At 69.3% G+C, this 10,109-nt stretch carries 14 protein-coding genes and 1 tRNA gene; 10 read left to right on the plus strand and 5 right to left on the minus strand.

Translation table 11 applies throughout. The features are described from left to right. Positions 1-789: ACP S-malonyltransferase (locus G6027_RS04915; RefSeq protein WP_182635922.1), on the minus strand; the 789-nt coding region annotated here is incomplete at its 3' end. Positions 790-1,107: 318 nt separating this feature from the next. Further along, positions 1,108-1,602 (minus strand): hypothetical protein, encoded by a 495-nt coding sequence (locus tag G6027_RS04920; protein WP_182635924.1) that lies wholly within the window; start codon positions 1,600-1,602, stop codon positions 1,108-1,110. A 170-nt stretch (positions 1,603-1,772) separates the two neighbouring features. Here G6027_RS04920 and G6027_RS04925 point away from each other — a divergent pair, with 170 nt between their 5' ends. The 3 genes from G6027_RS04925 (at position 1,773) to G6027_RS04935 (ending at position 4,088) form a co-directional block, all read left to right on the plus strand. Continuing rightward, complete coding sequence (locus G6027_RS04925; protein WP_182635926.1) at positions 1,773-3,392, plus strand: sodium-dependent transporter; 1,620 nt, start codon at positions 1,773-1,775, stop codon at positions 3,390-3,392. A 3-nt stretch (positions 3,393-3,395) separates the two neighbouring features. After that, positions 3,396-3,533: a methionine/alanine import family NSS transporter small subunit gene (locus tag G6027_RS04930; RefSeq protein ID WP_182635928.1), complete on the plus strand. Its 138-nt coding sequence runs from the start codon at positions 3,396-3,398 to the stop codon at positions 3,531-3,533. A gap of 156 nt (positions 3,534-3,689) precedes the next feature. Further along, positions 3,690-4,088: a VOC family protein gene (locus G6027_RS04935; RefSeq protein WP_182635930.1), complete on the plus strand. Its 399-nt coding sequence runs from the start codon at positions 3,690-3,692 to the stop codon at positions 4,086-4,088. Here G6027_RS04935 and G6027_RS18385 read toward each other — a convergent pair. Continuing rightward, the gene (locus tag G6027_RS18385) at positions 4,064-4,264 is read right to left on the minus strand and encodes a helix-turn-helix domain-containing protein (RefSeq protein WP_206682466.1); all 201 of its coding nucleotides are present in this window, start codon (positions 4,262-4,264) and stop codon (positions 4,064-4,066) included. The genes G6027_RS04935 and G6027_RS18385 overlap by 25 nt on opposite strands. 432 nt (positions 4,265-4,696) lie before the next feature. On the opposite strand from G6027_RS18385, the gene G6027_RS04945 reads away from it, so the two are divergent. The 5 genes from G6027_RS04945 (at position 4,697) to G6027_RS04965 (ending at position 8,586) form a co-directional block, all read left to right on the plus strand. After that, positions 4,697-5,569, plus strand: coding sequence for a maleylpyruvate isomerase family mycothiol-dependent enzyme (locus G6027_RS04945; protein WP_182635932.1), 873 nt, complete (start codon positions 4,697-4,699; stop codon positions 5,567-5,569). 28 nt (positions 5,570-5,597) lie between these two features. Then, a complete protein-coding gene (locus G6027_RS04950) occupies positions 5,598-6,158 on the plus strand; it encodes a gluconokinase (RefSeq protein ID WP_346995636.1) in 561 nt (186 codons plus the stop codon). Positions 6,159-6,305: 147 nt separating this feature from the next. Next, complete coding sequence (locus G6027_RS04955) at positions 6,306-7,787, plus strand: DUF1538 domain-containing protein (protein ID WP_182635934.1); 1,482 nt, start codon at positions 6,306-6,308, stop codon at positions 7,785-7,787. Further along, positions 7,784-8,134, plus strand: coding sequence for a transcriptional regulator (locus G6027_RS04960; protein ID WP_182635936.1), 351 nt, complete (start codon positions 7,784-7,786; stop codon positions 8,132-8,134). Before G6027_RS04955 ends, G6027_RS04960 begins: the two co-directional genes overlap by 4 nt. A gap of 62 nt (positions 8,135-8,196) precedes the next feature. Beyond that, a complete protein-coding gene (locus tag G6027_RS04965; RefSeq protein WP_182635938.1) occupies positions 8,197-8,586 on the plus strand; it encodes a CBS domain-containing protein in 390 nt (129 codons plus the stop codon). Positions 8,587-8,603: 17 nt separating this feature from the next. Here the strand turns inward: G6027_RS04965 and G6027_RS04970 are convergent. Further along, positions 8,604-8,685 (minus strand) — tRNA-Leu (locus G6027_RS04970). Positions 8,686-8,743: 58 nt separating this feature from the next. Here G6027_RS04970 and G6027_RS04975 point away from each other — a divergent pair. Continuing rightward, positions 8,744-9,286 carry a hypothetical protein gene (locus tag G6027_RS04975; protein ID WP_182635940.1) on the plus strand — a complete coding sequence of 181 codons (543 nt, stop codon included), beginning with the start codon at positions 8,744-8,746 and terminating at the stop codon, positions 9,284-9,286. Next, entirely contained in the window at positions 9,283-9,657 is a 375-nt protein-coding gene (locus tag G6027_RS04980; RefSeq protein ID WP_182635943.1) for a DUF3817 domain-containing protein, read from the plus strand. The genes G6027_RS04975 and G6027_RS04980 overlap by 4 nt, the downstream gene beginning before the upstream one ends. 17 nt (positions 9,658-9,674) lie before the next feature. Here G6027_RS04980 and G6027_RS04985 read toward each other — a convergent pair. Beyond that, positions 9,675-10,109, minus strand: a 435-nt coding sequence (locus G6027_RS04985; protein ID WP_182635945.1) for a non-canonical purine NTP pyrophosphatase, incomplete at its 5' end; no start/stop codon positions are given.

Consider the following 10,109-nt stretch of genomic DNA (forward strand, 5'->3'; position numbering starts at 1 on the left):
GGCCTCGAGGTCCGCGCAGTGACGGCGCAGGTCCTCGAGATCGTCCGGACGGCCCACCACGACGTGACGGCGCTGCGCGTTGCGGATGGAGACGGTCGGCCGCAGTGCGGGGTCGACCGCGGAGAAGACCTCGTCGACGAGGGCGCGCAGTCGCGCGCCGTCGATGCCCGACACGCCGACCATGGGGCTGGCCTCGCCACGGCGGATCAGGCCCGTGCGGCGTCCGATCAGGGTGGCGGCGGCGCCGATGAGCTCGGCCATCGCCAGGAGGCGGTCGTCGATCGACCCGAAGGTCTCGACCGATTCCACGGCGAGGATGCCCTGGGAGTGTCCGACCACGGCGGCGGGGGCGGTGTCGTTGACGTCGAAGCCCTCGGCGGCGAGCGCGCGGACGGCGCCCACCTGGGCGAGCAGGACGGCCGGCAGGGAGACGGCGGCGGAGGAGAGCGACGCCTCGTCGGGGAGGTCACCGTGGTCCTCGTCCTCGCCGGTGGTGGTGTTGGCCCACTCGATGGGGCGGAAGCCGTGGGGCCGGACCACCGCGATCTCGTCGTGGACCGGCTCGGTGAGGGCGACGGAGGAGTCGACGAGGTCCTGCAGTTCGGGACCGATCCCGGTGCCGTCGATGAGGTCGCTCAACGCGTCGCGCCACGCGATCCCCTGTCCCCCGAAGGCGAGGGCGTAGGCGGTGCCCTCACGCAGGTCGTCCGCGAGCGCGCGGGCCTGGCGGCGGGCCGCGTGTCCGGTCTCGAGCGGGCGGGGTGTGAGGTCGCGGTCGTCGATCGTCACGTGTGGAACTCCTTGGCAACTTCGTCTGGGACATCTCCACGCCGAGACCAGTTGCTGGTCCGACGCAGGGCACAGACTGCCACAGGAAGTTGAGGGAGCCCTCAGCTTGAGGGGGTACGGCCGTCCGTTCGGGGGTCGCCCGGGAGGGTCTGCGGGTGACCCTGCTCACAACCGGAACCCGATGGTTTCCTCATACACACAGGTGAGGGGGGCCTCAGGCTTGGGGTCGCCCCCGTTACCGAATCGTTACCTCGTTCTCAGGGGTGATCCGCCCGGTGGCGGCGTGTCGGCTCCGGTCCGGGCGCCCCGGTCAGATCGTCAGGCCCCGCACCGGAGTACGGCCATCTGTGCGGCGTCGAGCCCCTCGGTGGGGCACAGGTCAGCGGCCAGGCGGCGAGGTCCGGACGACCACTCCACGTGGGCCGTACGCACTGCGTCCCCGAAGCCGATCGTGACCAGACCCCCGACACCCGGCTGCTCGTCCGGGCCCAGCCCGCCGAGTCCGACCGTCTCGACCGCGGTCACCTCCGCGACGGTCGCCGAACCCGGGGCCGGGATCAGGCTGAGCTGGACCCTGGTGCCGTCGAACGCCCCGACCCAGGCCGCGAACATCCCCGTTCCGTCCGCGCGCAGGTCGAGGGTGTACCCGTGCGAGAACCACGACCCGGTCTCGCGGACCACCTCGGCGGGAGAGGGCACGGGGACGGCCAGCGTCGGGGCGGCGACGAGGGCGGACGCCCCTGCCATCGACACCACGAGCGAGGCCGCGGCCACCACGCGGCCCACCCTCCGGCCCACTCGCTGAGACTTCATGTGGTCACTGTAGCCCCGCCAGTAACACAATCAGGTGCCGCGAATGCGTCGAAATGGTCACCAAAACGACAACCCGCCGAGAAGATGTGGGGAGTTGAGGAGACCACACCTATCGTCGTTCCGTCACACCCGGCGGATCCGCCGCCCGATCGCCCTACGAGGAGTCGACCATGACCAGCCCGCCAACCAAAAGTGGGGTGACACCGAGAGAGACCTTCTCCCGTCGCTCCGTCTTCGTCTTTGCCGCCATCGGCTCCGCCGTCGGCCTCGGCAACATCTGGCGTTTCCCCTTCGTCGCGTACGACAACGGTGGCGGCGCCTTCCTGCTCCCCTACCTGGTGGCACTGCTCACCGCGGGTCTCCCGCTGTTGTTCTTCGACTACGCCATCGGCCACCGTTTCCGCGGCTCCGCGCCGCTGAGCTTCCGGCGGATGAACCGGTTCGCCGAGCCGATCGGCTGGATCCAGGTCCTGGTGTCCTTCGTCATCGCCGTGTACTACGCGGTGATCATCGCCTGGGCGGCGTCCTACGCCTGGTTCTCGGTCGACGAACGGTGGGGTGAGACCTACGAGGAATCGGCCTCGTTCTTCGCCGAGGACTTCCTCCGCGCCGGCAGCGGCTTCGGGATCGACTTCGTGCCGGGTATCGCGATCGTCCTGGTGGTCGTGTGGATCGTCACGCTGGGTGTCCTGCTGGCGGGCGTCCAGAAGGGCATCGGCCGCACCGCACTGCTCTTCGTCCCGCTCCTCGTCGCGCTCTTCGCCGCCCTCGTGGTGCGTTCGCTCTTCCTCGACGGCGCCATGGACGGCCTGAACAACTTCTTCACCCCGGACTGGGGCGTGCTCACCGAGCCGAGCGTGTGGATCGCGGCCTACGGCCAGATCTTCTTCTCCCTCTCGGTCGGCTTCGGCATCATGCTCACCTACTCGTCCTACCTCAAGCGCAAGTCCAACCTCACGAGCTCCGGCCTGGTCGTGGGCTTCTCCAACTCCGCCTTCGAGGTCCTCGCGGGCATCGGCGTGTTCGCCACGCTCGGCTTCCTCGTCTCCACGTCGGCGGGCGCAGGCTGGGAGGACGTCGGCGGCGGTCCGGGTCTGGCGTTCATCGCCTTCCCGGCGCTGATCTCGCAGATGCCCGGCGGCCCGATCTGGGGCGTGGTGTTCTTCATCTGCCTCATCCTGGCCGGCATCACCTCGCTCATCTCCATCGTCCAGGTGGTCATCTCGTCCTTCCAGGACAAGATGGGCAGCAGCCGCACCGTCTCGGTACTGGCCGTGGGCATCCCGATGGCGGTCGCCTCGATCCTGCTCATGCCCACCGAGACCGGGCTGCAGAACCTCGATGTGATGGACAAGTTCGTCAACAGCCTCGGCATCGTCGGCATCACCCTCATCGCCCTCATCGTGGTGATCTTCGTGATGCGACTGGCCCCCACACTGCGCGACCACCTCAACTCGGTGTCCTCGTGGAAGGTCGGCACGTTCTGGATCGTCTGCCTGGCGGTCATCACGCCGATCGTCCTGGGCTACGCCCTGATCCGCGAGATCATGACCCTCGTCTCCGAACCATACGAGGGGTATGACGCCGCGATCCTGGGGGTCTGGGGCTGGGGCATGATCGGGACCATCCTCGTCTTGTCGATCGTCCTGTCGGCCCTGCCCTGGCGGGGGGCCCGCCATCTCGACGGCCCGCCGAGCGTCGACGACGACCCGAGCGACTACATCTACGAGGAGGGACTCACCCGTCCCGACGAGAACCCCACACCCACCCACACGCCCAAGGAGGCCTGAGCCATGGACGCTCCCGCGATCATCATGATGGTGCTGTTCCTGCTCGTGATCTGGGGCGGACTCGTCGCCAGCATCGTGCACTTCGTCGGTCACCCCGACGACCCGGAGGGGGCCACAACCGGTCCCGCGCGCGAGCTCTGACCTCGCGCCGCACGACCTGATCGCCGGCCCCGGCGCCCGCACACCACAGCGGCGCCGGGGCCGGCGTCGTCGAGGTGGGCGGTCCGGGTCCTGGCACCGGCGATGTGGCCGTTCTGTTCACGACACGGCTAGAGGGACCCTCCTAGCGTGGGGCACGTGAGACTGACACTGGGGTTCATCGGAATAGTGACCCGCGACATGGCCGCATCGCTGGCGTTCTATCGTGCTCTCGGCGTGGACATCGCCGATGGGCAGGACAGCGCGCCGCACGTGGAGGCCACACTCGACGACGGCACAGCGCTTGCCTGGGACACGGTCGAGACCATCCGCGGGTTCGACCCGGCCTACGCCGTGCCGGTGGGCGGGCATCGCATCGCCCTGGCATTCGACAAGGGCTCTCCCGCAGACGTGGATGCGACGCTCGCGGCGCTGGTGCAGGCCGGACACACCGCGCACGTGCCGCCATGGGACGCGAACTGGGGACAGCGCTACGCGACCCTCCTCGACCCCGACGGCAACTCCGTCGACCTCTACGCGGAACTGGAGACGAACTGACCCGGGCTCATTCCGACCAGTCGCCGGAACTCGCGCGATAGATGCGGCTGGTCGGCGTATCCGACGAGTGCCGCGGCAGCGCTCACCGATGCGCCGGAGCGGAGTACCGAGCGGGCGCGGCCCGCCCGCTCGATACGGACCAACGTGGCGTAGCCATAGCCGAACTCGATCGACATGCGTCTGCGGAATGTGCGCTCGGACCATGCCAGTTCCTCGGCGACGACTCGTGCCGGAACCAGGGCGGAAGCAGATCGGCGAACGAACCCGGTCCAGCCTGTCGCGCGGCCTCTCCCGGCGGCAGACGGAGACCGACCGAACCCTCATGGCCGTCCGCGAGAGTGTCGATCCACCGCGTCGACGGCCCCGCGACGAGGACCGCGTCGTCACGCAGTATGAGATCGACGCATCCGTCAGCCGGGACGACCGATCCGCTTGCCCCGACCGAGCGCCAGAGGGCCACTCCACCCCGCAGCGTCACTTCCGAATACACGTCGCCAGGATCCCAGAGGCGTTCAAGGCCCCGGACTCCCCGGCCCCGGAATGGTGCTCGTCCCCGGGTCGCGCAGAAGAGTCCGGGCCCGCCCCACCACGGCAGTAGCCTTGTGTCCATGGACACCGAGAGCAGCAACGCCGCCACCACAGAACCCGCAGGATCCACCGGCGGGGCCCCTGTCGAGGTGCGCCACTTGATCCAGCAGTGGAAGCGCCTTGACGAACTCCTCGCGGGGCTGAAGAGAGACGACTGGACCGCACCGACGGCGCTCCCGGGATGGACCGTCCGCGATGTGGTGGCGCACATCGCCGGCACGGAGCACCTGCTCTCGGGCGAACCGGTACCGGACATCGACCTCCCGCCCTCGGCCGGCGACTACGTCCGCAACCCCATCGGGGAACTGAACGAGAAGTTCGTGGAGGAGGCGCGACCCCTGGCGGTCGAGGACGCGTTCGCCGACTTCCGCGAGGCCGTCGCCGAGCGCACGGGACAGCTCGCCGAGATGACCCCGCAGGAGTTCGAGGCCGAGACCGACTCGCCCGTCGGTCGTGTCCCGTTCCGGCGCTTCATGGGCGTGCGCGTCTTCGACTGCTGGGTCCACGAGGACGACATCCGCCACGCCCTCGGCATGCAACACCACCTCGGCAGCGGTCCGGGGCGATTCGCTCGCGACGAGATCGTGCGCTCCCTCCCCCGGACCGTGGGCAAGAAGGCCGGCGCACCGGATGGTGCCCGCGTCCGATTCCGGGTCACGGGTGAGGCCGACACCGATCTCCCGATGGCCGTCGACGTGGTGGTCGACGGCCGGGCTGCGCTCGCCGACGTCGACGACTCCGCGGCGGTGACCGCGGAGCTGGTCTTCGACACCCCGACCTTCGTGCGTGCGGCGACCGGCAGGATCGCCGCCGACGCCGGCAACGGCGTGGAGATCAGCGGCGACCGGGATCTGAGCTACTCGATCCTCCGGTCGATGGCCTTCACCATCTGACGGGCCGGTGCCGAATCCGATAGGGCCGGTGCCGAGTCTGACGGGGCCGTCACCCCTGCCCGTTCCGCACCTCGTGGTGATGGGGGTGTCCGGTGCCGGGAAGTCGACCGTTGCCCGCGTGATCGCCGAGCGGATCGGTGCGCCGTTCCTGGATGCCGACGACCTGCATCCTCCCGCCAACCGCCGGAAACTGGGCGCCGGCGCGCCGCTCACCGACCTCGACCGTGGGCCGTGGCTGGACGCGGTGAGGGACACCATGCGGGAGCGGGACCAGTCGAGAGCCGGAGCCGGCTCGGACCCCGGCGTCGTCGTCGCGTGTTCGGCACTGCGACGCGCCTACCGCGACGTCCTCCGGGACGTCGACCGGCCGGTGTTCTTCGTCGAACTCGGCGCCGACCCGGAGCTCCTCGAGGCCCGACTCGCCGCCCGCCAGGGACACTTCGCGTCCCACCGGATCCTGGAGTCGCAGCTGGCCACGCTGGAACACCTGGGGCCGGACGAGGACGGCATCACCTGCCCGATCGCGCTGCCGGTGGAGGAGATCGCCGACAGGGTCCTCGCCGGGATCCGGACGGACCGTCGTTGGTGAGTCGGCGGTGAGTCGGCGGTGAGTGCGCACCGACCCGGTGGACCGACCACGGTCCCGGCGCCGTTTCGTGAACGCCCCGGTGGTCGTACGTCAGACTGGGATCCAGGCCGCTTGTCGACCCGACCCCGGAAGAGGACGCCAGCCTCCATGGAGCATCTCCGACACTTCGCCCAGGAGTTCCGGAAAGCCCTGAGGAATCTGTTGCCCATCGTGGCCGTGGTGGTGGCCTTCCAGCTGCTGGTCTTCCGCCGGATGCCCGAGGACCCTCTCCAACTGGTCGCGGGACTGCTGATCGTGGGGGTGGGGATCGCCCTGTTCCTCCAGGGCCTGGACCTGAGCGTGTTCCCGGTGGGCAAGAACCTCGCCAACCAGTTCACCCGCCGCGGTGCGCTGGGGCTGCTGCTCACCTTCGGTTTCGCCATCGGATTCGCCGCGGTCGTAGCCGAGCCGGCCCTGATCGCGGTGGCGGAACAGGCGGAACTGATCAGCGAGGGCCGTATCGACGGGGTCGTGCTGCGGGTCGTGATCGCCGTGTCCGTGGGTCTCGTCCTGGTCCTGGGGATCCTGCGGGTGCTGCGGGGCTGGGCGGTCCACCGGATTCTGATCGGCGGCTACGTCGTGGTCCTGGTGGCCACGTTCGTGGCCCCGCCGGAGATCGTGGGCCTGGCCTTCGACTCCGGCGGGGTGACCACCAATGTCGTGACCGTGCCGCTGATCGCCGCGATCGGGATCGGGTTGGCGAACTCGATCCGGGGCCGCAGCGCGCTCACGGACGGCTTCGGACTGGTGGCGCTGTGCGTGATGGTGCCGATGATCGGGGTTCAGCTCTACGGGATGTGGGTCTACACCTTCGGCGGTGGCGGCGGCGCGCCCACCACGGGATCGGAGCAGGCCGGCGCCCCACTCTGGCTGGAACACGTGGTGGGCCTGGCGGAGATGGTCCGCGACGTGGCGCCCATGGTGATCGTCGTCCTGTTCTTCCAGTACGTCGCGCTGCGCCGCAAGTTGTCCCACCCGCTACGGGTGGCCGTGGGGTTCGTCATGGTCCTCGTGGGGCTCTACGCCTTCGTGGTGGGCCTGAAGATGGGGCTCTTCCCGCTGGGCACGCAGATGGCCGAGCAGCTCATCGACCGCGACATACCGGCTCTGATCCTGCTGTTCGCCCTGCTCATCGGGTTCGCCACCACCATGGCCGAGCCGGCCCTGGTGGCCATCGCCGACCAGGCGGAGAACGTCTCACCGGCCGGGATCAACGCCACCGCCATCCGACTGGTCGTGGCCACGGGGGTGGCGGTCGGAATCGCCCTGGGGGTGTACCGCATCCTCTCCGGCGGTCCGCTGCACTACTTCATCATGGTCTCCTACGCCGTGGTCATCGTCCTGGTGGTCCTGGCCCCGAAGTACATCGTCGCCCTGGCCTTCGACCTCGGCGGGGTCACCACGTCCGAGGTCACCGTGCCGCTGGTCACCGCCCTGGGCATCGGGTTGGCCAGCGCCATCGAGGGCCGCAGTGCGCTGCTCGACGGCTTCGGACTCATCGCCTTCGCCTCGATCTTCCCGATCATCTCCGTCCTGCTCTATGCCATCGCCCTCGAGAGAATCCCCCGCCTGCGGAAGGAATCGTCATGAAATTCACGGCCATCGTAGTGATCGCCCCCCCGGAACTGGAGGACACCGCCATCGAGGTCGCGCAACGGGCCGGGGCGACCGGGGTGACGATCCTGGAGGGCAAGGGCATCGGCGCGCAGCAGAAGAAGACCTTCTTCGGACTGACCTTCGAGGGCTCCCAGTCGGTGCTGCTCATGGTCGTGGGCACCCACCTGGCCACCCCGATCCTCAAGTCCCTGCACGAGATCCTGGTCGACGGGGACAACTCCCACGGCATCGCCTTCAACGTCCCCATCGAGCACCTCACCGGGATCGACCCCCGGCAACTGGTGAAGTTTGAGGAGTACATGCGCCGGGAGAACACCTGAGCCACGCCCACCCGCTCCCCCGCGCACGCCCCATACCGCCCGTACAACCCAGGAGGACCCCCATGCTCACCGTCCAACAGGTCATGGTGCCCGAGGTGATCACCATCTCCCCCTACGCCACCCTGCGCGAGGCGCTGTCGATGATGCGCTCCCATCGGGTCAAGAGCCTCGTGGTCGACCGCCAGCACCCCCACGATGCCTACGGCCTGCTCAGCTACAACGAGCTGCTGCGCGCCATCGTCGTCGAGGAGGGCGACGTGGACCTGCTCAACGTCTACGACGCCGCCGTCAAGCCCGCCATCTCCGTGGGAGAGGACCTGTCGGTGAACCAGGCCGCGGCCATGATGAGCCGGTTCCACCTCAACCGCCTGATCGTGGTCCGCGGCAACGACCTCATCGGCCTGCTCACGATGAACGACATCCTCGCCCGGCTGATCGACGAACTCGACTGAACCGCGATCTGTGACGGTGCGCCCGGGGAGACTTGAACTCCCACGTCCGTAGACACTGGAACCTAAATCCAGCGCGTCTGCCAATTCCGCCACGGGCGCCTGCCCGGGGGTGCCGGGCGAGGTGAGCTTACCGCGCCGTCGGCGGTATCGTGGAGGGGTGTCCGACACCCTGAGCAACCGCACGGTCGGAGGCGACCCCGCCTCCGGTCCACCGGTCTCGACCAAGGTCAGGCACCGCCCCTCGTGGATCGCGTTCGTCGTCCTGGGCTCGATCTTCTGCCTGGGGATGGGGTTCTGGCAGCTCGCCCGCTACCAGGAGGCCACGGGGACGGTGCAGAACCTCGGTTACACCTTCATGTGGCCGTTCCTGGCGGGTTTCCTGGTCTACGCGTACCTGAAGTACGTGCGACTGGAGGCCGAGGAGGCCGAGTCGGCCCTCCCGGCGGCCGGTGCTGACGGGGACGACGGTGACGACGACGAGGCCGACGGCCACCCCGACGGTCCGCCCCCACGCCGGGGTGCGCGAGGGCGCCAGAAGATCGTCACGGAGATCCCCGCCGATCTCCTGCCCACCCGGCGTCCCGCCACGGAGGCCCGAACCCGCGACGGGGGCTTGGACGCCTACAACTCGTACCTCGCCGAGCTGGCCCGTCAGGACGCGGCCGCCGGTGACCGCCACCAGGAGAGACACACCACATGACAGTCGCAGCCACCCCGGAGACCGACGACCGCAAGCCGGATCCCGACGGCAAGGTCCGCGGAGCGCTCGCCCGGTACCGCGTCCTGGCCTGGATCACCGGCGTGTGGCTGCTGGTCCTCACTGTCGAGATGATCTACAAGTACCTGATCCTGGACAACTCCTCGGACGCTCCCGACTGGTTCACCTACATCGGGCAGGCCCACGGTGTCTTCTACATCATCTACCTGTTCATGACCCTCGACCTGGCGATCAAGGCCCGGTGGCCGGCCTCCCGCACCCTGCTGACCGCGCTGGCCGGGACGGTCCCGTTCCTGTCGTTCTGGTTCGAGCACAAGCGGACCCGGGACGTCCGGACCGAGTACGCGGTCTAGCGGTCACCCGGGACCCGTCAGCCGCGCTCCGCGAGTTCCCGCAGAGCCGGGGCGAGCGCGCGCAGGGCACGTCCGCGGTGGGAGTCGGCGTCCTTCTCCCCCGGTGTGAGTTCCGCCGCGGAGCGGTCCGACCCCTCGGGCAGGAACAGCGGGTCGTAGCCGAACCCGCCCTCGCCGCGAGGCTCCCGGAGTACGTGTCCGGCCCACCGCCCCTCCGCGACCCTCTCGACCGGATTCGTCGTCGACTGTTCCGGATCCCGCGCCGAGTACACCAGGGCGCAGCTGGAGAAGAAGGCCGCGCCACGACGCTCGTCGGGCACGTCCGAGAGTTGTGCGAGCAGCAGCGCGTTGTTGGCCGCGTCGTCGCCGTGCCGGCCCGCCCAGCGCGCCGAGAGCACGCCCGGCATCCCGTTCAGGGCGTCCACGGCCAGCCCGGAGTCGTCGGCCAGGCA

The sequence above is a fragment of the Dietzia sp. SLG310A2-38A2 genome (genome assembly GCF_014145095.1).
Lineage (GTDB): Bacteria > Actinomycetota > Actinomycetes > Mycobacteriales > Mycobacteriaceae > Dietzia.

What these genes read in the sequence shown, in the direction of transcription:
- G6027_RS04920 (WP_182635924.1), bottom strand. Translation starts at nt 1,602, where the DNA reads ATGAAGTCTCAGCGAGTGGGCCGGAGGGTGGGCCGCGTGGTGGCCGCG.
- G6027_RS04925 (WP_182635926.1), top strand. Translation starts at nt 1,773, where the DNA reads ATGACCAGCCCGCCAACCAAAAGTGGGGTGACACCGAGAGAGACCTTC.
- G6027_RS04930 (WP_182635928.1), top strand. Translation starts at nt 3,396, where the DNA reads ATGGACGCTCCCGCGATCATCATGATGGTGCTGTTCCTGCTCGTGATC.
- G6027_RS18385 (WP_206682466.1), bottom strand. Translation starts at nt 4,264, where the DNA reads ATGTCGATCGAGTTCGGCTATGGCTACGCCACGTTGGTCCGTATCGAG.
- G6027_RS04945 (WP_182635932.1), top strand. Translation starts at nt 4,697, where the DNA reads ATGGACACCGAGAGCAGCAACGCCGCCACCACAGAACCCGCAGGATCC.
- G6027_RS04955 (WP_182635934.1), top strand. Translation starts at nt 6,306, where the DNA reads ATGGAGCATCTCCGACACTTCGCCCAGGAGTTCCGGAAAGCCCTGAGG.
- G6027_RS04960 (WP_182635936.1), top strand. Translation starts at nt 7,784, where the DNA reads ATGAAATTCACGGCCATCGTAGTGATCGCCCCCCCGGAACTGGAGGAC.
- G6027_RS04965 (WP_182635938.1), top strand. Translation starts at nt 8,197, where the DNA reads ATGCTCACCGTCCAACAGGTCATGGTGCCCGAGGTGATCACCATCTCC.
- G6027_RS04980 (WP_182635943.1), top strand. Translation starts at nt 9,283, where the DNA reads ATGACAGTCGCAGCCACCCCGGAGACCGACGACCGCAAGCCGGATCCC.